The following is a 20,524-nucleotide window of genomic DNA, read 5'->3' as shown; positions in this document are numbered from 1 at the left end:
ACAAAAAATAAACATGGTAAAGTGAAGATACACCAACAAACCCAGAGGGACAATGTTGCGCCCGCTTCTAGATGAAATTTTTTCAGTGCTAAGTAATGGTGCACACTTTAAGGTGCATACGCTGGCAGCACATTTGCAAACTGTTGAATTACTTGAGCAACTTGACGACGACCCCAGTCAAGATTTATTCAAGCGTAACTTTGTGCTGATGAATAGCTTATATACTTTGCAATCGGAACTCATTGAAGACGATATCTACTTACATATAGATAGCATGGATATTTACCTTGCTAACAAAGGCCAGGCACCTGAATTAAACACACCTCTCAGCACTTATTATTTAGATTGGCAGAACTACCAAATAGATAATGAAGAAATAACAGCATTGCTAGATTCTTTTTGGCAACGTTATGCTCAAAGCTTTCATCATCCGCAGAATATACTGAGCAAAGCCAATCTCGATGAGCTTTGTCTGCACTGGCAGTTAACAAAACCGCTTGAAGAAAAAACCATTCGACGACGTTGGCGGCAATTGGCCATTCAGTACCACCCAGATAAAGGCAACAATGACGATACACGATTCAAGCAGTTGCAGAATGAGTATCAAAAACTGCTTGGCCACATTAAATCAGTTTAATTGACGCGACGTACTTGGTATTTCTTACCTTTGATTTTGTTATCGCGGAGTTTTCTAAAAGCAGGTTTACTTGCTTCGCGCTTCACAGCAACAAACGATTGGTTTTCAAACACCGTGATCTTACCGATTTGCGAAAAGCCAATGCCCTCTTCGCCCGTTAAACAACCCACGATGTCACCAGCGCGTAGCTTTTGCTTTTTACCACCGTCAATATAGAGGGTTTGCATTTCTGGCTTATAAGGCGGTTTATCTAATAAGCTCAGCGAAGGTAAAACAGCAGGTTCAAATTCACGTTCATATAGCTGCTCTATTTGCGTAACTCTGAACGCTTCTTTTTCACCAAAAATTGAACATGCCAAACCTTTTTTATCACCACGACCTGTTCGACCTACACGGTGAACATGGGTTTTAGGGTCGAGTGCTAGATGATAGTTAATCACCATGTCCATATCATCAATATCCAAGCCTCTCGCCGCAACATCAGTCGCCACTAAAATAGAGGCACTCTTATTAGCAAAACGCATCAACATCATGGCACGCTCTTGTTGAGCTAAATCGCCATGCAGTGCCGAAGCATAAAAACCTGCCTCTTTGAGTTCTTCAAATAAACGCTTAGCTTCAACCTTGGTATTACAAAACACCACACAGCTTTTTGGTTGATGCTTCATCAGAAGTAGTCGCAGTGTGTTAAAACGCAGTTTGTTATTACTGAGCTTATAAAAAGTTTGTTTGATGCTTTTATTGATCCCCACTTCTTCAACTTTGACTTGTTGTGGGTTGCGCATCAGCTGCGCAGAAAGTGACTCAATATTTTTGGGATAAGTTGCGCTAAACAAGAGACTTTGACGCTCAGGCGGTAAATAAGCAACGATGTTTTCTATCGCATCGGTGAACCCCATATCGAGCATTTGGTCGGCTTCATCAAGTACTAAGGTGTTTACTTGTGTTAAGTCAAGTGTGCCCTTAAACAGGTGATCTTCAATACGTCCTGGTGTACCGACAATGATGTGTGCACCATGTTCAAGAGAACTTATTTGCGGCCCAATAGGTATACCTCCACATAAGGTAAGAATTTTAACGTTTGCAGTGCCACTGGCTAGCTTTCTAATTTCTGTCGCCACCTGATCTGCCAACTCGCGTGTTGGACAAAGCACTAAGCCTTGTACATGCATACTCGATACATCGAGCTTAGATAACACACCAAGCGCAAACGCCAGCGTTTTACCTGATCCTGTTTTCGCTTGTGCAATCACATCTTGTTGGTCGAGGATCAGTGGCAAGCTTTGCGCCTGAACCTCTGTCATCTGTTTAAACCCTAATTGCGCAATGGTCTCAAGTAATACGGGTGATAAAGCCAATGTATTAAATTGCATGATGCTTTTCGTCTCTCTAACAAAGCTAATTTAATGCCTTAGTTTACCAGCAAATGCGCTCGACCACACATCTACAGCATGGTTATTAAGCTTCAAAATCAAACCGCTCAGAGTTTAATCACATGACTAGATTACGAACATATGGCAAACTGAAGTTTTAATCGGTACAGGGAAGCTGTTATGCAAACCTTTTTCCAGAAGTCTCTTTTTTACTTCCACGATCAAACAGACAAACTCTACAAACATCACCATCGCACTTTGTTTGCTATTGCACTAATTGTGATTGCTTACTTTGCTTACAGCATTTTTGAAAACAAGCAACAACAGGCTGAGTTTTTATCAGCCCCTAAAGTTGATGATGTGCTTATCTTAGATATGGGCCATCTGATTAAAGACCGTAAATACCAAACCCAATATCGTGTTGCGCAGGTACTCTCTGTAGAAGAAGACTCTATTACCCTAAAGCAAGGCAGTTACACTTATCGTAAAAAGCGTGGTGCAGAACGAGCCATTAAACTAGATAGCTTAATGCTCAATAACTATTTCCGCCCTGCATTAATTAGCTTTAAAAAATCAGAACTGGCAGCGCTTTATGAGCAGGGGGCCATTGACGAAGTTTTTCGCCCTACAGATATCTATGTAATGGGCGGCATTGTTAAACATAGAGCAACGCCTGAGCGTATACCTCACAAGCTAAAGGTATCGTTCAATCAATTCAATCAAGAGGGCGTTAGAGCTTATTTATCTAGAGACTTTGAGGAAGCAAGAAAACTGTTTACACAGGCTGCTGAACAAGGGTATGACTTTGGCCAATATAATCTCGCAGATATGCTTGAGTACGGGGAAGGTGGTGATGTTGATTTAGCAGGTGCGTATAAATGGTACAAAAGTGCAGCAGAACAAAACAACTTCAAAGCTAAAGCCGCACTTGAATCGTTTTGTGAAAAACACAAGGCTATGTGTCGGTAAGCCTATTTTACCTGAGTATACTTAAGTAAGAAGCTTTCAAATGCCGCTGCTTGCAGCGGTTTACTATGCAAGTAGCCTTGTGTAAAGTCACAACCCAATTCGTTCAATAACCACAACTGTTCGTCTGTTTCTACGCCTTCAGCAACCACTTTAAGGTTTAGATTGCTTGCCATCGAGATAATCGCTTTAACCATTTCATGGTCGTCTTGATCATCAGGCAGGTCACGTACAAATTCTCTATCAATTTTAAGCTTAGAAAGCGGGAAGCGCTTTAAGTAGCTTAAAGAAGAATAACCCGTACCAAAATCATCTATAGCCAGCTCAACCCCCATGGCTCTGAGTGCCTTAAGCTGTAATAAGATACTTTCTGAATTATCGACAAGTACTGTTTCTGTGATCTCAATGGTTAAGTATCGGGCTTCTAATCCAGTTTGGTTGAGCACCTTTTTAACCAGCTCAACCACACTTTGACGTTTAAACTGAGTACTAGAAACATTCACGGTAATAAAAAAAGGTTTATCACATTGCTGCTGCCATGCTTTGGCTTGCGAACAAGCTTGATACATAACCCACTCGCCAATAGAGATAATCAAACCAAGTTCTTCACAAATTGGGATAAAATCTGCGGGCGATACCGAACCAAGGGCTTTGTTTTCCCAACGTAACAAGGCTTCACAGCCCACTTTATCATCATCTCGAGAGAGAATCGGTTGATAAGCGAGATAAAACTCATTATTTACAAGCGCCTTGTGCAACGCACCTTCCAACTGACTACGTGCTTTTGCATGCTCATGCATGGCAGAGGTGTAAAATTGGAAGCAGTTTCGTCCTAACTCTTTGGCTTTATACATGGCATTGTCAGCATTGCGGAGCAGCACCTTGGTATCATCACCATCTTCTGGGTAGAAAGTGATCCCCATACTGCCCGAAGCAAATACTTCATGACCTTCAAGCTCATAAGGCTCATTCAAAGTTTCAAGAATTTGAGCTGCGATTTGCTCAACTTTTGCAATTGAATCCACACCAGGCAGCAACAATGCAAACTCATCCCCTCCTAAGCGCGCCACTGTATCTGAGTTTCTAGTGCATTCTTCTAATCGTTTTGCCGCTTCAATAAGCATCAAATCACCAATATGATGACCGAGCGTGTCGTTTACTGCTTTGAACCTGTCTAAGTCAATAAAACACACAGCCAAACGGCTTTTATCTTTTTTGGCCTTTTGCAGCGCATTTTCAAACTTTTCTCGATAATTTCTGCGATTCGCTAAACTGGTTAAAGTATCGAAGTTAGCTTGTTGCCACATCATATGCTCGTGGTGCTTACGCGAGGTGATGTCATTAAACAAAGCAACATGCATTTCAATTTCACCTTGCTGATCGAATACCGCAGATACCTGTAGCCAACAAGGGAATACTTCGCCACTTTTACGACGATTCCAGACCTCTCCCTCCCAGTGACCACGCTGGCTCAAGGTGTCGTACATTTGCGAGAAAAAAGCAGGGCCATGGTGGCCAGAATTTAAAATCGCAGGCGACTGACCTAAAACTTGTTCTTGGGTAAACCCAGTGATCTCAGTAAATGCCCGATTCACCATTTGGATCTGATTGTGTTTATCAGAAACCAGAACTCCTTCACTGGTTGTCGCAAACACAGTGCTGGCTAGACGCTGCTCACGCTCAATAGCTAATTGCGCAGTGATATCTTGCAGCATATATAAATCACCCAGCGATTTATCAGCGTTATTCACCGCTTGTTTATCAACCTTAAAAAAACGCCATTCGCCTTTTACCTTTAGGCGATGCTCAGAGCAGCCATAAGACTGATTGGTCCAGTTCACATTACTAAAGAAAACTTCGCCTAACGCTCTACCCACAATAGAGTCGCGACTCTCAATATCTTTAAAAACCTGCTGGTTAGCATCAAGTAAGGTACCTGTTCGAGATGTGAAAAGTAAGTAGCCTTCTATGGCATCAAAAATAGACGATAATCGTGCGCCTTGAGAGTCAGCTTTACGCTTGGCATTTTTGAGCTTGATAAAAAAGCGCCCCAAAATAAGTAAAGATCCGATGAGTAAAACAATAACGACAAAAGACAATAGTAACTGCATTTGACTGGCTTGCTGAATGGCGTCAGTTTGTATTTCAACTTGCTGCTCAAGATTGGCTTGATAATGCCAAAGCGATTTTTGTAAGGCACGCTGTTCACTGATATCGGTGATCACAGATAATAATTGCTGCGTGCCATACTCATCGATAAAGGGCGCAGAGTGAACACTAACAGTGCGTATTTCACCATTGGCTAGTTGATGCCTAAAGATAAAATAGTTGCGACCTTCAACTGCAGCATTAGCTCGCTCGTTAGCTACCTGCTCAGGCGTAAGTTGATTGATGTCTTGGATGAACCACTGTTCAAGTTCTCCAGCTTGATAGCCATAGAATTTGTCAGCAGCGCTATTTGCAGCCACAATAGCACCTGTCGAAGGCGTGATCACAAGCATCACTGCACTGTGTTGTTCAAACAGCTCCTCTGACAAATAATCGGCACTGACGTTGTGGCTCAAGCTGAGTGAGGCACATAACAGTATCGCTTTCAGTCGTTTCAAAACTTCCACTCGTAAATCACACAACACATTTGAATATAATCTAATCCGTAGTAGTTGAACATAGCTCAAGTTACTACATTTTTGCAAAATCAAACAAAATGACGTTTACCTTCGTATACCTTACAAATCTCATGTGGTGGTGCCATTTTCGCCACATCTTGATATACTCCGAGACAATAAAAAGTGCCCTATGCCAACGATGAAATACAAAGACTTAAGAGACTTTATTAAGCGCTTAGAAGAACAAGGTGAACTTGTTCGGGTTAAGCAACCTATCTCCACTAAGCTAGAGATGACCGAAATAGCCGATCGCACTCTACGTGCTGGCGGCCCTGCGATTTTATTTGAAAACCCTGATGGGTTTGATATTCCTGTTTTAGCCAACTTATTTGGTACACCGAAGCGTGTTGCGATGGGCATGGGTCAAACCGATGTCAGCGAGCTGCGAGAAGTAGGTAAGTTATTGGCTTTCTTAAAAGAGCCAGAGCCACCAAAGGGCATTAAAGAAGCCTTAGGACAAATTCCGGTGTTTAAGCAAGTGCTAAATATGCCAGCCAAAGAAGTGCGCAAGGCACCTTGTCAGCAGGTTGTATTAAGTGGTGATGATGTTGATTTGACTAAATTGCCGATTCAACATTGTTGGCCTGGTGATGCGGCACCGCTGATCACATGGGGATTAACTGTTACTAAAGGGCCATTTAAAAAGCGCCAGAACTTAGGCATCTATCGCCAACAATTGTTAGGTAAGAATAAGATCATCATGCGCTGGTTATCACACCGAGGTGGTGCACTTGACTATCAAGAGTGGTGTAAAGAGCACCCAGGAGAACCTTATCCTGTCTCGGTAGCACTAGGCGCAGACCCAGCAACAATTTTAGGCGCTGTCACGCCCGTACCTGATACGTTAAGTGAATATGCATTTGCAGGTTTGCTGCGCGGTTCAAAAACTGAAGTCGTTAAGTCTGTGTCTAACGACCTACAAGTACCTGCCAGTGCCGAGATTGTACTTGAAGGCTATATTGAACAAGGCGAGTTAGCACCTGAAGGCCCTTATGGTGACCACACGGGTTATTACAACGAAGTGGATGACTTCCCAGTGATGACCGTCACACATATTACCCATCGTGAAAACCCGATTTATCACAGCACTTATACAGGTCGTCCGCCTGATGAGCCAGCCATTTTAGGCGTGGCACTGAACGAAGTATTTGTGCCTATTTTACAAAAGCAATTCCCAGAAATTGTCGACTTTTATTTACCGCCTGAAGGCTGTTCATATCGAATGGCCGTGGTCACCATGAAGAAACAGTATCCGGGTCATGCGAAACGTGTGATGATGGGCGTTTGGTCGTTCTTACGTCAATTCATGTACACCAAGTTTGTCATTGTGTGTGACGATGATGTCAATGCGAGAGATTGGAATGATGTCATTTGGGCCATAACTACGCGAATGGATCCGGCACGTGACACCACCATGATCGAAAACACCCCGATTGATTACCTCGACTTTGCCTCTCCGGTGTCAGGTCTTGGCTCAAAAATGGGAATGGATGCCACCAATAAATGGCCCGGTGAAACCGATCGCGAGTGGGGTGAACCCATAGTGATGGATGAATCAACCAAACAACGAGTTGATGAAATTTGGGACTCGTTAAACATTATGTCTCTAAATAAATAAACGCAGCACGCGTCGTGAAAGGTTTAATAATGCAAGTGTTAAATGCAGAAGTAGTAAATATTACCCCCTTAACAGAATTTGTTTACAAGGTAGAGCTAAAACCAAGCGAGCCTGCAGAGTTTAAAGCAGGTCATTATCTTCAATTAGTGCTTGGCGAAAAAGACAAACGTGCTTTTTCAATTGCCAGTCGCCCGAGCCAAAAAGAGCTGCTTGAGCTACACATTGGTGCCTCTGAAGAAAACAGCTATGCCATGCAAGCGCTTGATCATTTACGTGAGCACCACGCAAATGGCACTAAGGCTTCAGTTGAAGTGGGCTTAGGCATTTCTGAGTTACGTACCGAGTCACAATTACCAATCGTGTTATTAGCGGGTGGTACAGGTTTTAGCTATGTAAAATCAATGGCTGACCATTTAGCTGAAATTGACTCAGACCGTCAGGTACACTTTTATTGGGGTGTGCGTGATGAATCAGCACTTTATGCGGCAGAAGAAATGCAAGCTTGGGCTTCGAAAAAACCAAACTTCACGTTCGTGCCTGTCGTTGATAATGCCAGCGATAATTGGGAAGGCCACACAGGTTTTGTACACAAAGCGGTATTAAAAGATTTCGATTCACTTGCAGCTTTCGAAATCTATATGGCTGGCCGTTTCGATATGATTGGTCCTGTTCGCGATGACTTTATTGCTCATGGCGCAATTCGTGAGAATATGTACGCAGATGCATTTGCGTATATCAAGTAAGTAACTTCATCATAAAAAACGCCAGCATATTTGCGGGCGTTTTTTGCTTGTATCAATCCACTTAACCAAGTGGTCTATTTTAAGGCAAGAAAACTCTGTCGGTAGCACCGCTCATGCGTCCTGCTAACGCTGAGGTACCTACATTCATATAGGCAAGGCAAAGATTTCGTTATTTAGTTGTTCTGAATGAGAAATCTTTAACGCAGCTATCTTTAGTTTTAATTACTCAAAATGATTAAGTGCTCTTCCGGATTAGCATTAATCTAGGCTAATAACACCCTACTGACACTCCCTGACATGGCGCTGTGGTTTACTGATTTACGTCAACCAACAACAGCCAATACGGAGATAATTATGTCTAATAATGCCATTGAAATCGTTCAATTCAAGTTGCAAGAAAACGCAGATCTTGCTCAGTTCGAAGCTGCAAACACCGCTTTCCAAAGCTTCATTGATCAACAACCAGGTGTGCTCTACCGCTCACTTGCAAAATTAGCAGATGCACATAGCTATGTTGATGTGGTGTATTTTGAAACCATGGCTGATGCCAAGCGCATTGGTGATGCATTTATGGAAAACCCAATTTGTCAGCAGTTCGCGCACCTGATTGAGAAAGACACTGTGAAATTAGAGCGCTACAATGCAGTGAGTCAGACACCTTGTGAACAAAGTGCCTAAACATTTAATCACTCTAATCATCAAATAAAACAGAAAGGACAATGGTGTGCATAAATCTGAGCGGTTATTTCAACTGGTCAACATTCTAAAGAGTCGTCGACTCGCAACCCGAGCTTGTGACTTGGCAACGCGTTTGAATGTGTCAGAGCGCACCATTTATCGTGACATCCAACATCTTCAAAGCTCTGGTGTGCCCATTGAAGGCGAAGCTGGCATTGGTTATCTCATTAGTGACTATGATTTGCCACCTATGATGTTCACCATGGATGAGCTGCAAGCGCTGTTACTTGGCAGTAAAATGGTCAGCGCATGGACCGATCCTGACTTAGCCGAAAAAGCACAAAGCGCCATCACCAAAATAGAAGCCGTGCTGCCCGCCCAGTTAAAACAACAAACAACCGATCAGCCTTATTTAGTCTCAGGCTGGAGCCATAACGCCGAGCATCAATCGTTTACTTATACCCTGCGCCAAGGTATCGAACAAAAACGTTGTGTAGATTTACATTACAGTGATGCCAAACAAGCGCTCACTTCACGCACTGTCGAACCGCTGGGGTTAGTCTATTGGGGTGGTAAATGGACACTGGTTGCTTATTGCCAGCTCAGAGCTGATTATCGTGAGTTTAGGCTCGACAGAATTCAAGGTGCAACTCTATTAGGCGAAGATTTTAACCTGCATGAAAGGAAGAATCTTAACCACTATGTGGCACTTATCAGGGAGAAATATAGTGATTGTTAGTATTTATCTACCAAGCTATTTGCCACTATCTATTCATCTAAATCAGTAATTATCTTGTTACACTTTAACCTCCACATTCTTGAATACTCTCTTCATTTAAAAGAGCTAATGTGAGATAAAAGATTCACTCCAAATGGAGTAATTCATTAATTTTAAGGAAAATAAAATGATTAAATTAAAAAAGAAAAGTATAAAATCACTTTCACTTGACAAATCAAAGTTGCCAATTGACCTAACTGCCGAAGTTGCAGGCGCAGGAGACAAGCCTTACAGCTATTATGCCAATTGTACCACCCAACCAATGACTAACTTATGTACAAATCTTTGTACTCCTAGCGTTGGAGCTGGTTGCGCAACATCAAATATGTGCTAATTTCGCATTTTTCTTAAAGTCAGTTAACTCTTACTGACTTTAATTGAAGCTTTCATTACAGATACCAGCCTCAGTAAAGACTAGAAAAGCTTACCTTCTATAGATATATAAAAATCAACAATTACAGACAGTTTTCAATTTTTCTTTCACCTTCAAGTAAATAAAATATCAAAGCAGGTTTCTTTTTAAGTAATTTAATATAAAGCTCTTGAAGAAGATCAAGAGCTTTGGAACAGGTACTAAATACAATAATTTACTGTCCAACACACTGGATGGCTTACACAAACTATTGGGCTAGCTGTTGGTTGAGGCGATGCACCACCTACTTGTGGTGTTAGCTCATTTGGCAATGCTTGCTTGTCTTTACTTAAGCTTTTTACGGCTTTCTTATTGAGTGTTAGTTTTATGTTTATATTCCTTATCATGTTAATACTCGTTATGGGTAAACAAAACATACACCTAAGCACGCATATTGCACACTGAATAGAATTCAACCAAAGCAATTTTACCAATCTCATTCAATAAAAACAATCAAATCAATCTAAACAACCCATTTTACCTATCGACTTTTATTGCTGATACTAATCTCAACCAACAGGAGAACCGTATTATGCAAGCAATTAAAGACATGATGACTAGCCAATTTCCGACTATTTACGCACACACAGAATTAACGGACATTATTGAACAACTGCAAAGCCATGGGCTATTCGGCGCGCCCGTAGTCGATGCACAAAAGCAGTTGATTGGTTTTATCTCTGAACAACAACTACTGAATCCATTGTTACAAAACAGCTATTTTTGTGACGGTAAAATCATCGCACAAGATTTGATGAGCAAAGACGTGTTAGCAGTAAAAAGCAACATGTTAGTGGTCGACTTAGCCACACAAATGCAAGGGGATAAACCGAAAATTTACCCTGTAGTGGAAGACAATAAAGTGATTGGATTAGTGACTCGATCGCGTGTTATTAATGCGCTTAAACAAGCATATCTAAGCTGTGCAAAAGCTTCATAAGTTAATCAAAGTTTAGACTAGACGGTAACCATTTGGGTGTTACCGTCTATTAATCTTTATAGAGATAGTAGCAGATTAACCCGCTTTTTTCGCCAGTAAGGCTTGCTTGTCTGAATCACTTAAGAATGCGATTTCAAGCGCATTTTCTTGGGCTTTTTTCACATCACCAGCGGTTAAACCCGCTACTTTTGCGGCTTCAATAAACTCATGCTGTAGTTCAATACCCTGCACGGCTGGGTCATCGGTATTAATACATGCTGCAATACCGTGATCTAAGAACTGTTTAAGAGGGTGTTTGGTTAAATCAGCCACGGTACTTGTTTGAATGTTACTGGTTAAGCAAGATTCAATACCAATACGGTTATCACGTAAGTAATCCATCAGTTTTGGATCTTCAATTGATTTCACACCATGACCAATACGCGTTGCGCCTAGCTCTTGAATCGCCTGCCACACACTTGATGCGCCTTCAGCTTCACCTGCATGAATGGTTACACCTAAATACGCGTCGCGAACTTGCTTAAAGTGGTCAACAAATAATTCGCCTGGGAAGCCAAGCTCATCACCTGCTAAGTCAACAGCCGCCATATCGTTTTTGAATGCTAAGATTGCATCAAGCTCGAGCTGGCACTTTTCTACACCGAAAGTGCGCGACATAATGCCGATCAGGTTAACCTTGATATCGCGGTTAGAGGTTGCCGACTTAATACCGTCAACCACGGCTTCTACGACACCTTGTGGGTGTAAGTTATGACTTTGCGCCATGTAATATGGGCTGAACCTTAATTCGGTGTAATCGATGTTTTGTGCAATGGCATCTTCTACGTTTTCTATCGCAATACGACGACACGCATCGTAGTCACCCAATACCTTCACACCCCAGTCTAGCTTTTGTAAAAACGCTACAAGATTGGGTTCAGTACTCTGCACTTGAACATGTGGTAATAAGCCTTCTAAGTCATTGGCCGGAAGCGTTAAATTAAATTGCCTACCTAACTCCAAAATAGTGTTAGCACGCACATTGCCATCTAAGTGGCGGTGTAAGTCTAATAACGGGAATTTCTTATCGAACATAAATACCAATCCTCTATCAATCGTGACCTACTCAGAAGACTTATCGCACGGCTTCTAAGACTCGCTTCAAAAAGGCCTTATGTGGAATCGCAATACACACTCAGGTTTTAAGTAACATCTACTTTTTGAAGATAAAATTTTCCAGATCATACGCATGTAGCGATTATGATCAAGGACAGGTGTCCTCCAGAACGAGCTCATTCGACCTCTTTTGATAAAAAAGCCCCAGCTACATAACTATAGCTGGGGCTCAATCTGTGTCTAATTTTCTAAATAACCAAAGCTCAGGTTAAATAGTTAGCGTTATTTTGCGGCCAATAATAAATAAGCTTTTTGGAACTGCTGGGTTTGCTCATAACTGTTTAGAACCGGTTTTAAATGGGTTCTATCGAGCTCTGTTAGCTGACAATTGTCGAATACTTTCGCAGCCAATTCATACTCACCTGCCGCGTTGGCTAGACAACCCATGGCAAATAACAATTGCGGTTGCTCAGGGTGTTTTTTCAATGCATCTTGCAGTGATGAACGCAATTTAACATCTGGGTTTTTGGCATGCACAACCACATCAGCAAAGGCTTGATACTGACCTTTCTTGAGCCATTTTTGTAATGTCGGCAGTAAGTTTTGCCATTGACCGGCACTGGCTTGCGATTGCATATAAAGTGCTTCGCTTTGCACTTTTAATGCTTTAGGTAGCTGCTCAAATTGGCCAATCGCCTGCTCTGCGTTCGCAGTAAACCAACGTGCCATAAATGCCTGCCATTGTGCTTGCGACCAATCTAAACGCTTGTAATGCTGATTGATCGCCGTCGCTAATTCAGCGTGTTTTTCAGCCTGTAGTAATCCAGCCAAATAACTACTCACCGCAGCCTGAGTTGGTTTTTTCTCTGCCATTGGGGCATCCAACAAAGCCAAGGCCTGCTCATTCTGATTGGCATCCAACCAAAGTTTAGGCACCTTGCTCTGCGCAGCATCACTGATACTTTGTAAATGTGCGAGTGCTTGTGCTTTATTGCCTTGCTGTAAAGCAGCTTTTGCCAATAAGGCTTGCTGCGCGTCTTGCCACTCTTCAGGCGCTTGTCCTTTATTAAACGTACTTTGCACTACAGCCGAATCATCATTGATGCTTGCCCATAAACCTTGCTGCCACACTTGCTGTGCTTTAAGTGCTTTTTTACCACGCCAAAAACCCGTGGTTTTGCCGTACATGCGAAGCAGTGCACGTAACGTAATAAATGCAAAATAAAGTACCGTGAAACAAATTCCAGCCCATACAAGGAACGAAATGATTGTCCCTTCAACGGTTGTATTGCCGACAGAAACCAGTACATAGCCCTTTTCATCAATTAGAAAATGGCTAGCTGCTAGAGAGATAGCAACGATGATAAAAGCGAGGATCCACCTAATCATTCAACCACTCCTTTAGTGCTTGCTCAGAAGATAGCTCCACTTTTCTGCTAAAAACCAGAGGCTGTTGTTCTAGTTCAACAAGCTTTGTTTTAGCGGCTTTTACTGCTGACGACTCGGCATTAAAATATTTCTCTAAATGCTTTCTGGCTTGCGTTAAAGCAGTAAAAAAGACACTTGCCTGTTTATCCATTAACGCAGTTTGCGCCTGAGAAAAATAACCTCTTAATTGAGCTGCAATTAGTTGTGTTTCTTGAGTGTTTAAAAGTACATCGATATCAATATTTTCACTGCGCTTGATTGTGAATAGCTCATCAACCAATTTATCAAAAGAACGCGCTACATTACTTTTCCAATCACTGATGTCTGAAGAAAGAGCTTCATTCACTTCTGTCGTTTTCATTTCAGAAATTTGTCTTTCAATACTTTTTATTGGCAGTGTATCAACCTGATTCAATAAGCCATGTAATTCTAAATAAATGCTTTCCACCGCAGGTTGTGGCTGCGCGTTGAGTAAAGCTATGTCATCAGCCAATGCTTTTAATACTTCCGTGTTGCTGCTCTGTGCTAACAACACATCGTGTACACGCTTTAATACGGCTGCACCGCCTTGGTAATCTTGCTCTGCGGCCACTTTAAAAACCGCTAAGCGATGTAAGTAAACCGCTTCATTGATTGCCGCGCCACTGAGCTGTTGATCCGCTTGGCGTAACTTGCTGTCTAACTGTGCTGCAAAGCTCTCTTGAAGCTGCGCTGCTTGCGATGACAAAGACTGGTTCACTGCTTGTGACACACGTGATTGCTCACTTTGCAGAACTGCTAAATTCTGTTGTGACTGTTTGAGTTCATTTTTTAAGGCGCTATTTTCGGTTTTTAAGGCATCTAACGTCGCATAAGTTTTGTCGCTGATCTGCTGTCCGTGGACAATTAAACCGGTTGTCATGACGCCCGTTGCCGTTGCTATCAACAAGGCTAATACGCCCACTTTACTGATCTTTTGCTTCATCGGTTTGGTCTCTGGCACGCTCGATTTTTCACTCGCAGCGGTTGGTTGTTTTTGTTCTTCACTCATGGTGCTTACCTGCTGTTTTTGAGACGACTTAATGCAACTGAACACGACATCATCACTGGCACCGTCGGCAAGGTAAATCTGCGTCTCAGCAATTTGGTACTCTTGTTGTAAATAATCACAGCTACGTTGACTGACAAGATAAAAATCTCGTTGCTTTAACCAGTCCAAATGTTGTTCTGATTGTGTGTTAAAAACAGCATCAATCGCAGCATTACTGCTCAGCACTATAGCGGTTATCTGTTGCTCACGCCAGTGGTCTAACCAGCTATCAGCGGTTTCTTCTAACGCTGCACGTTCATATACAACACATTGATTTAGAATAGCACCGCGTGATTTACAGGTTGTTGCTATTAGCGTGCGACCACCTTTTCCTTTGACAAGCACGCATTGTTTTGCGTCTAAATCTTGTAATGCTTTTAAGGCCAATAAGCCTTCGGAATCTTGTTGCTCTGGAAAGTCTGCTTTGCGAGAAAAATGTGTTTCTATGGCCTGTGCGGTTTGCTCACCCACTGCAAATAGTTTGGCATGGGCTGGTAAAGTTGGATATTGCTCAGCGAGAGACTGCACCGCATCTTGCGAAATGAAAATAATGACATCAGCATTATCGAGTGGCGCAAGCTGCTGAGCGTCCAGTGTTATCGAAGTAAGCGATAACACTGGGGTATGAAGATATGCAATCTGATGCTGCTCGAGTTGTGCCTTAAGCTGCTCACCTTTACCGCTTGGCCGAGTGATTGCAATCTTAGTCATACTAAATTCAACCTTATTACGCGTCTCTATATACTTCAGCTAAAATTTGGTCAGCCCCTTGCGCTAATAGCTGCTCGGCAAGCTGAACGCCTAACTGCTCGGCATGCTCGACTGAACCTGATACTTCATCGCGTAAAATTTCAGAGCCATCAACTGCACCAACAAGGCCACGAATATGTACTTGTTCATCATTTACTATTGCATAAGCACCGATTGGTACCTGACAACCGCCTTCTAAACGACGATTCATGGCACGCTCTGCAAGCACGCGAATACGTGTTTCAGTGTGCTCTAACGGTTCAAGCAATGATTTTACTCGCTCATCATCACTGCGACATTCGATGCCTACTGCACCCTGACCATTGGCTGGTAACGATGTTTCTGGCTCAATGAACTCAGCAATGCGCTCAGGCATTTCTAAACGAAGTAGACCAGCAGCAGCCAAAATAATCGCATCATAATCGCCGTTATCTAGCTTAGCTAAACGGGTATTTACGTTACCGCGTAAGTCACGAATGTCTAAGTCTGGGCGCAATGCACGTACTTGACATTGACGACGTAGACTCGAAGTACCGACTACTGCGCCTTGCGGCAGTTCATCTAAGCTTTTGTATTTGTTTGATACAAACGCATCGCGCGGATCTTCACGCTCACAAATGGTGTTAAGTTCTAACCCTTCAGGGAATTCAACAGGCACATCTTTCATTGAATGCACCGCGATATCGGCACGGCCATCTAACATGGCTTGCTCAAGCTCTTTTACGAATAACCCTTTACCACCGATTTTTGCCAGTGGCGTATCCAGAATAATGTCACCCTGGGTCGACATTGGCACCAGCTCAACGGTAAGGTCTGAGTGAAAACGCTCTAGTTCGGCTTTCACAAATTCTGCCTGCCACAGTGCCAGTGCGCTTTTGCGGGTTGCGATACGTAAAATATTTGCTTGTTCTGTCATGCTTTTGCCTGTTGGACGCGATTAAAGCGCCGATGGAATAATTCGAAATGTTTTTTGTGCCAGTAACTCGCCTTGCTCAGTTACGGCTTCAACACGCCATTGACCTGTTTGGCTTGGCATGATGTTTTTGCTTGAATAAGTACGGTAGCGGTCTGCGCTGATCGTCAATGGGATTTCTGCCATTAACTGATCTTGATGAAACCATAAATGACTAATAGTTTGACCTTTTAGCTTGCGCACCTCTGTGAAGAAAAATAGTTTTTCTTGAAACTCAGTTTGCTCAATTGAGTCTTTTAGCACATCAACCGGCTCACGTTCACTAATGCCTGTAGTCAATACAGCACGACTGATAAATTGCACATCAATTTGTGCACCTAGCGCCACTGAAGTCACTTTCGCGTTGTCTGAAAACTGCGTTGATGATGTTTGTGTATCTTGCTCAACCTCAGGAGAGGTTGCAACTGTCTCAATTACTTCTTCATCAACGAGTGTTCCATCAGTGGATTGCGCAAGCTCAGACTCGCTATCAAGGGTTTGCAGCGTATCTGTTTGTTCAGTTAAAACTGCACTGGCTGTTTCAATATCTGCTTGGTTATCAACAGACGCCGCGTTTTGCACTGGTTCTTGTCGCTCAGGCTCTGCTGCAGCAGTTTGCACAGGTGCCATGGCTTCTTCGGCAATCACCTCGGTTTCTGGCTCAGAGATAGCAGCAACATCATTTTCTAACTCGTGTTGTGCTGTGTCTGTAACAAGTTCTGGTTCTGAAATAACGACTTTGCTTGGCTCAACCATTTCAATATTTTGCACTTCATCGGCATTTACTGAATTCATCAAGCCATACACGATAGCCAAAGCGGTCAGCATTAACATGCTAGCTGCCATAAAAATGCGTCGCCAATGCCACTGATAATGCACAGTTTGCGGTTGGACAGGTGTCTTACTCACACTGGTTTTTATGACAATCTTCTGTGACATGTTTTGCTCCGTTTAATTAAGCCAGTTTTTCAAGCAGCCAAGTGCGAATTGCGGTTAGTTCTTCAGCACATACCTGATGTGCCATTGGGTAATCTTGCCACGATACCGAATAGCCTTGTGTGGTGAGCGTATCAAACGCTTGGCGACCTGCCATCATAGGCACGACTGGATCTTGCGAGCCATGCGCCATGAAAATATCTAACTCGGCTTGCACAGCCTCGTATGCAAGCTTTTGCGGCGCACACATATAAGTCGATAACGCCATCACACCGGCTAGCTTTTGCTTAAGACGCGGTGCTAAATGCAAGGCTATCACCCCACCTTGAGAGAAACCAGCCAAGATGATTTTATCGGCAGGTATACCTTTGTCTAACTCAGCATGAATTAAAGCTTCAACTTGAGCAGAAGAGTCTCTCACACCTGTTTCATCGGCTCTTTTATCTAGATCAAAAGACTTGATGTCATACCATGCGCGCATAACCATGCCACCATTTATGGTGACCGGTTGCTCTGGCGCGTGAGGAAAAACAAACCGTACGCCAAGCTCTTCGGGTAAACCAAGTTCTGGTGCTATAGGTAAAAAGCCATTGCCTGAATCACCTAAACCATGTAACCAAATGATCGACGCTTTATGCGTGCTTTGTGCTGGGTATTCTACAAATTCAAGCATTAGTAGTGCTGCCACTCTATAGGTGCGCCAGCTTGCTTAGTCGCCGCTTCGCTCATAAATTGCCAGAATTCTGCACCCGAACGATTATCGATCCACTGTTCGCCTTGTAGCTCAAAGTGGTGACCATTAAACTTAGTTGCAACCCAAACTTGATGAAGTGGTGCTTGTTTATTGATGATGATCTTACTCTTATCTGGGAAAATAATCTCTAAAATGCCAGATTGAGACTCATAGTCTAAATCAACATCACAGTCATCAATTTGCTCTTCAATGGTTAACATTAACGCGTCGGCAAGTTCGTGGTATTCATGATCGGTCATCACGGCATCCTTCAATAAGCACGGTTGTATAAGTTATGACTAAATTTCACAGCCCCAATAGCTGCATTTTCTATGAATTCTGTTACTCTGCGATTATAAAGGCACTGACATCATTAATCTAATGAAAGCGAACCCCTCATTCACAAGCTTATTATTTTTGGTCATCTTTACCAGCTTATTCGTGACTGGTTGTGGCCAAAGTGGCGTGCTCTATTTACCAGAGCAACAGCAACAAGATAACCAAACACCTGCGAGTAAACAACCAAAGCAAGACCAACAGAAACAACAGCAAGAGGAAAAGTAAGATGGATTTTTTCGAATACAAAAATAATCAGCTGTTTGCTGAAGGGGTTTCTGTCGCAGATATCGCCGAGCAATACGGTACCCCCTGTTATGTCTATTCTCGCAAAACCCTAGAGCGTCACTATCATGCATTTACTGATGCCGCTGACGGCCATCCGCATTTAGTCTGCTATGCAGTTAAAGCAAACTCGAATTTGGCTGTGTTAAATGTCTTGGCCAAACAAGGTGCTGGCTTTGATATTGTCTCGCAAGGCGAACTTGCGCGGGTTCTTCAGGCCGGTGGCGATGCCAGCAAAGTGGTTTTCTCTGGTGTTGCAAAAACTGCACAAGAAATTGCGTTTGCTCTAGTACAAAGCATCAAATGTTTTAACGTTGAATCAGAAGCCGAGCTTGAGCGTATCAGTCATGTTGCCAGCGAGCTGAATAAAACTGCACGCGTGTCTATTCGTGTGAATCCAGATATAGATGCTAAAACCCACCCTTATATTTCTACTGGGTTAAAAGAAAACAAGTTTGGTATCGACATCAATCAGGCCTTCGATATTTATCAAAAAGCCTATGCATTGCCAGGCATTGAAGTGATCGGTGTTGATTTTCATATTGGCTCACAGTTGACCGAAGTCGCGCCATTCTTAGCCGCACTAGATAAAGTCTTGGCTTTGGTCGATAAGCTAAAAACCGCAGGCATCGAACTTGAACATTTAGATATTGGCGGTGGTCTAGGCGTACCTTATGACAGTGAAAAGCCGCCTCACCCAAGTGCCTATGCCGCAGAGGTGAAAGCTAAGTTAGTAAACTACCCTCATCTAGAGTTAGTCTTTGAGCCAGGGCGTGCTATTGCCGCCAATGCCGGTATTCTAGTGACCAAAGTCGAATACATTAAGCCAACTAAAGACAAACACTTCGCAATTGTTGATGCGGGTATGAACGACATGCTACGACCGTCTTTATATCAAGCATGGCAAAACATCATTGCTGTTGCGCCGCGCGCGGATGGTACGCCGACACAAAATTATGATGTGGTGGGTCCAGTGTGCGAAACCGGTGACTTCTTAGGTAAAGATAGACCCCTTGCCATTCAAGCCGGTGATTTACTTGCACAGCGCAGTGCCGGTGCCTATGGCTTTACCATGAGCTCAAACTACAACTCGCGCCCTCGTGCGGCTGAAATCATGGTAGATGGCGATGAGAGTCATTTGGTTCGCCAGCGCGAGACGCTCACTTCGCTTTGGCAAGGCGAGCAATTACTGCCATAAAGAAGCACATTCCTGCATTAAGCCCAGTGGATATCACTGGGCTTTTGATAATTGCCATGGCAAAGTAGTAGCAGCTTGGAGTTACATTAAGACATTATGTTTGTAAATTTTTCTAAAATGCACGGTTTGGGTAATGACTTTATGGTCGTTGATAACGTCACTCAAAATGTATTTTTATCACGCGACCAAATCAAGAAACTCGCTAATCGCAACTTCGGTGTGGGTTTTGATCAACTACTCATGGTTGAAGCGCCTTATTCACCCGATCTCGATTTTCATTATCGTATTTTTAATTCTGATGGCACCGAAGTTGAACAATGTGGCAATGGCGCTCGTTGTTTTGCACGCTTTGTGCGCATGAAGGGTCTAACCAACAAACATAAGGTCGCAGTGTCTACTAAGGGCGGCAACATTACCCTGTATACTGAAAAAGACGGCCAAATCACCGTAAACATGGGCAACCCACACTTCGCGCCGAGCAGTGTGCCATTTAAAGCAAAAAAGCCAGAGCTTACTTATATTCTTCGCGCCGGTGAAAGTACGGTTTTTTGTGGCGTAGTGTCTATGGGCAACCCCCATTGTGTATTAGAAGTCGACGACGTGAATACTGCTGAAGTCGAGACATTAGGGCCTTTACTTGAAAACCACGAACGCTTTCCTGAACGAGCCAACGTGGGTTTTATGCAGATCATCAACCCTGAACACATTAAACTGAGAGTCTGGGAGCGCGGCGCTGCCGAAACTCTAGCCTGTGGCAGTGGTGCGTGTGCAGCCGTAGCTGTGGGTATAATGCAAAAGAAATTAGCCAGCACAGTGCGCGTTGATTTACCTGGCGGTTCATTACAAATACGCTGGCAAGGCGAAGGCAACCCAGTACGTATGACAGGCCCAGCTGAGCACGTATTCGATGGGCAAATTTCTCTGTAAAGAA

General features: G+C 43.1%; 21 protein-coding genes. 11 read left to right on the top strand and 10 right to left on the bottom strand.

Translation table 11 applies throughout. From position 1 onward, the window contains the following. The first annotated feature begins 52 nt into the window (after nt 1-52). A complete protein-coding gene (locus ACGHEH_RS20910) occupies nt 53-637 on the top strand; it encodes a DNA-J related domain-containing protein (RefSeq protein WP_390449465.1) in 585 nt (194 codons plus the stop codon). Here the strand turns inward: ACGHEH_RS20910 and dbpA are convergent. After that, nucleotides 634-2,010 carry an ATP-dependent RNA helicase DbpA gene (gene dbpA, locus ACGHEH_RS20905; RefSeq protein WP_390449463.1) on the bottom strand — a complete coding sequence of 459 codons (1,377 nt, stop codon included), beginning with the start codon at nt 2,008-2,010 and terminating at the stop codon, nt 634-636. The genes ACGHEH_RS20910 and dbpA overlap by 4 nt on opposite strands. A gap of 180 nt (nt 2,011-2,190) precedes the next feature. On the opposite strand from dbpA, the gene ACGHEH_RS20900 reads away from it, so the two are divergent. After that, nucleotides 2,191-2,979, top strand: coding sequence for a tetratricopeptide repeat protein (locus ACGHEH_RS20900; protein WP_390449460.1), 789 nt, complete (start codon nt 2,191-2,193; stop codon nt 2,977-2,979). A gap of 2 nt (nt 2,980-2,981) precedes the next feature. Here ACGHEH_RS20900 and ACGHEH_RS20895 read toward each other — a convergent pair whose 3' ends face one another. Beyond that, nucleotides 2,982-5,591 carry an EAL domain-containing protein gene (locus tag ACGHEH_RS20895; RefSeq protein WP_390449457.1) on the bottom strand — a complete coding sequence of 870 codons (2,610 nt, stop codon included), beginning with the start codon at nt 5,589-5,591 and terminating at the stop codon, nt 2,982-2,984. 190 nt (nt 5,592-5,781) lie between these two features. On the opposite strand from ACGHEH_RS20895, the gene ubiD reads away from it, so the two are divergent. The 5 genes from ubiD to ACGHEH_RS20870 all read left to right on the top strand — a co-directional run bounded on the left by ubiD (nt 5,782) and on the right by ACGHEH_RS20870 (nt 9,793). Beyond that, a complete protein-coding gene (gene ubiD / locus ACGHEH_RS20890; RefSeq protein WP_138633621.1) occupies nt 5,782-7,260 on the top strand; it encodes a 4-hydroxy-3-polyprenylbenzoate decarboxylase in 1,479 nt (492 codons plus the stop codon). Between the two features lie 29 nt (nt 7,261-7,289). Further along, nucleotides 7,290-8,003, top strand: coding sequence for an NAD(P)H-flavin reductase (gene fre / locus ACGHEH_RS20885; RefSeq protein ID WP_390449454.1), 714 nt, complete (start codon nt 7,290-7,292; stop codon nt 8,001-8,003). 354 nt (nt 8,004-8,357) lie between these two features. Further along, nucleotides 8,358-8,681 carry a hypothetical protein gene (locus tag ACGHEH_RS20880; RefSeq protein WP_349285342.1) on the top strand — a complete coding sequence of 108 codons (324 nt, stop codon included), beginning with the start codon at nt 8,358-8,360 and terminating at the stop codon, nt 8,679-8,681. Between the two features lie 46 nt (nt 8,682-8,727). Then, the gene (locus ACGHEH_RS20875; protein ID WP_390449451.1) at nt 8,728-9,420 is read left to right on the top strand and encodes a helix-turn-helix transcriptional regulator; all 693 of its coding nucleotides are present in this window, start codon (nt 8,728-8,730) and stop codon (nt 9,418-9,420) included. Nucleotides 9,421-9,586: 166 nt separating this feature from the next. After that, nucleotides 9,587-9,793, top strand: a complete 207-nt coding sequence (locus ACGHEH_RS20870) for a hypothetical protein (RefSeq protein WP_138568805.1) — start codon at nt 9,587-9,589, stop codon at nt 9,791-9,793. 239 nt (nt 9,794-10,032) lie between these two features. Here the strand turns inward: ACGHEH_RS20870 and ACGHEH_RS20865 are convergent, their stop codons facing one another. After that, a complete protein-coding gene (locus ACGHEH_RS20865) occupies nt 10,033-10,218 on the bottom strand; it encodes a hypothetical protein (RefSeq protein WP_390449448.1) in 186 nt (61 codons plus the stop codon). 185 nt (nt 10,219-10,403) lie between these two features. On the opposite strand from ACGHEH_RS20865, the gene ACGHEH_RS20860 reads away from it, so the two are divergent. Further along, on the top strand, nt 10,404-10,811 hold the full coding sequence (locus ACGHEH_RS20860; RefSeq protein WP_390449445.1) for a CBS domain-containing protein: 408 nt from the start codon (nt 10,404-10,406) through the stop codon (nt 10,809-10,811). A gap of 75 nt (nt 10,812-10,886) precedes the next feature. Here the strand turns inward: ACGHEH_RS20860 and add are convergent, their stop codons facing one another. The 7 genes from add to cyaY all read right to left on the bottom strand — a co-directional run bounded on the left by add (nt 10,887) and on the right by cyaY (nt 18,034). Further along, nucleotides 10,887-11,885 carry an adenosine deaminase gene (gene add / locus ACGHEH_RS20855; RefSeq protein WP_390449442.1) on the bottom strand — a complete coding sequence of 333 codons (999 nt, stop codon included), beginning with the start codon at nt 11,883-11,885 and terminating at the stop codon, nt 10,887-10,889. Between the two features lie 303 nt (nt 11,886-12,188). After that, nucleotides 12,189-13,295 carry a heme biosynthesis HemY N-terminal domain-containing protein gene (locus ACGHEH_RS20850; protein WP_390449440.1) on the bottom strand — a complete coding sequence of 369 codons (1,107 nt, stop codon included), beginning with the start codon at nt 13,293-13,295 and terminating at the stop codon, nt 12,189-12,191. Next, nucleotides 13,288-15,114: a uroporphyrinogen-III C-methyltransferase gene (locus ACGHEH_RS20845; RefSeq protein WP_390449437.1), complete on the bottom strand. Its 1,827-nt coding sequence runs from the start codon at nt 15,112-15,114 to the stop codon at nt 13,288-13,290. The genes ACGHEH_RS20850 and ACGHEH_RS20845 overlap by 8 nt, the downstream gene beginning before the upstream one ends. A 16-nt stretch (nt 15,115-15,130) precedes the next feature. Then, nucleotides 15,131-16,069 carry a hydroxymethylbilane synthase gene (gene hemC / locus ACGHEH_RS20840; RefSeq protein ID WP_390449435.1) on the bottom strand — a complete coding sequence of 313 codons (939 nt, stop codon included), beginning with the start codon at nt 16,067-16,069 and terminating at the stop codon, nt 15,131-15,133. Nucleotides 16,070-16,090: 21 nt separating this feature from the next. Next, nucleotides 16,091-17,044 (bottom strand): DUF2914 domain-containing protein, encoded by a 954-nt coding sequence (locus tag ACGHEH_RS20835; RefSeq protein ID WP_390449432.1) that lies wholly within the window; start codon nt 17,042-17,044, stop codon nt 16,091-16,093. Nucleotides 17,045-17,060: 16 nt separating this feature from the next. After that, on the bottom strand, nt 17,061-17,714 hold the full coding sequence (locus tag ACGHEH_RS20830; RefSeq protein WP_390449429.1) for an alpha/beta hydrolase: 654 nt from the start codon (nt 17,712-17,714) through the stop codon (nt 17,061-17,063). After that, nucleotides 17,714-18,034 carry an iron donor protein CyaY gene (cyaY, locus tag ACGHEH_RS20825; RefSeq protein WP_390449426.1) on the bottom strand — a complete coding sequence of 107 codons (321 nt, stop codon included), beginning with the start codon at nt 18,032-18,034 and terminating at the stop codon, nt 17,714-17,716. Before cyaY ends, ACGHEH_RS20830 begins: the two co-directional genes overlap by 1 nt. A 121-nt stretch (nt 18,035-18,155) precedes the next feature. Here cyaY and ACGHEH_RS20820 point away from each other — a divergent pair, with 121 nt between their 5' ends. From ACGHEH_RS20820 to dapF, 3 genes are all read left to right on the top strand, one after another. Further along, on the top strand, nt 18,156-18,338 hold the full coding sequence (locus ACGHEH_RS20820) for a lipoprotein (protein WP_138568812.1): 183 nt from the start codon (nt 18,156-18,158) through the stop codon (nt 18,336-18,338). A gap of 1 nt (nt 18,339) precedes the next feature. After that, nucleotides 18,340-19,593: a diaminopimelate decarboxylase gene (lysA, locus tag ACGHEH_RS20815; RefSeq protein ID WP_390449424.1), complete on the top strand. Its 1,254-nt coding sequence runs from the start codon at nt 18,340-18,342 to the stop codon at nt 19,591-19,593. A 96-nt stretch (nt 19,594-19,689) separates the two neighbouring features. Next, nucleotides 19,690-20,520, top strand: coding sequence for a diaminopimelate epimerase (gene dapF, locus ACGHEH_RS20810; protein WP_349285329.1), 831 nt, complete (start codon nt 19,690-19,692; stop codon nt 20,518-20,520). Nucleotides 20,521-20,524 lie beyond the last annotated feature (4 nt).

It is taken from the genome of Pseudoalteromonas sp. MTN2-4, from assembly GCF_042848605.1.
In the GTDB taxonomy this organism is placed as follows: Bacteria; Pseudomonadota; Gammaproteobacteria; order Enterobacterales; family Alteromonadaceae; genus Pseudoalteromonas.
Note: the sequence above shows the minus strand (reverse complement) of the source record. Positions and strands in the feature narration are given on the sequence as shown.

Coding starts and splice junctions, on each gene's coding strand:
- ACGHEH_RS20910 (WP_390449465.1), top strand. CDS start 53: ATGTTGCGCCCGCTTCTAGATGAAATTTTTTCAGTGCTAAGTAATGGT.
- dbpA (WP_390449463.1), bottom strand. CDS start 2,010: ATGCAATTTAATACATTGGCTTTATCACCCGTATTACTTGAGACCATT.
- ACGHEH_RS20900 (WP_390449460.1), top strand. CDS start 2,191: ATGCAAACCTTTTTCCAGAAGTCTCTTTTTTACTTCCACGATCAAACA.
- ubiD (WP_138633621.1), top strand. CDS start 5,782: ATGAAATACAAAGACTTAAGAGACTTTATTAAGCGCTTAGAAGAACAA.
- fre (WP_390449454.1), top strand. CDS start 7,290: ATGCAAGTGTTAAATGCAGAAGTAGTAAATATTACCCCCTTAACAGAA.
- ACGHEH_RS20880 (WP_349285342.1), top strand. CDS start 8,358: ATGTCTAATAATGCCATTGAAATCGTTCAATTCAAGTTGCAAGAAAAC.
- ACGHEH_RS20870 (WP_138568805.1), top strand. CDS start 9,587: ATGATTAAATTAAAAAAGAAAAGTATAAAATCACTTTCACTTGACAAA.
- ACGHEH_RS20865 (WP_390449448.1), bottom strand. CDS start 10,218: ATGATAAGGAATATAAACATAAAACTAACACTCAATAAGAAAGCCGTA.
- ACGHEH_RS20860 (WP_390449445.1), top strand. CDS start 10,404: ATGCAAGCAATTAAAGACATGATGACTAGCCAATTTCCGACTATTTAC.
- add (WP_390449442.1), bottom strand. CDS start 11,885: ATGTTCGATAAGAAATTCCCGTTATTAGACTTACACCGCCACTTAGAT.
- ACGHEH_RS20850 (WP_390449440.1), bottom strand. CDS start 13,295: ATGATTAGGTGGATCCTCGCTTTTATCATCGTTGCTATCTCTCTAGCA.
- ACGHEH_RS20845 (WP_390449437.1), bottom strand. CDS start 15,114: ATGACTAAGATTGCAATCACTCGGCCAAGCGGTAAAGGTGAGCAGCTT.
- hemC (WP_390449435.1), bottom strand. CDS start 16,069: ATGACAGAACAAGCAAATATTTTACGTATCGCAACCCGCAAAAGCGCA.
- ACGHEH_RS20835 (WP_390449432.1), bottom strand. CDS start 17,044: ATGTCACAGAAGATTGTCATAAAAACCAGTGTGAGTAAGACACCTGTC.
- ACGHEH_RS20830 (WP_390449429.1), bottom strand. CDS start 17,714: ATGCTTGAATTTGTAGAATACCCAGCACAAAGCACGCATAAAGCGTCG.
- cyaY (WP_390449426.1), bottom strand. CDS start 18,034: ATGACCGATCATGAATACCACGAACTTGCCGACGCGTTAATGTTAACC.
- ACGHEH_RS20820 (WP_138568812.1), top strand. CDS start 18,156: ATGAAAGCGAACCCCTCATTCACAAGCTTATTATTTTTGGTCATCTTT.
- lysA (WP_390449424.1), top strand. CDS start 18,340: ATGGATTTTTTCGAATACAAAAATAATCAGCTGTTTGCTGAAGGGGTT.
- dapF (WP_349285329.1), top strand. CDS start 19,690: ATGTTTGTAAATTTTTCTAAAATGCACGGTTTGGGTAATGACTTTATG.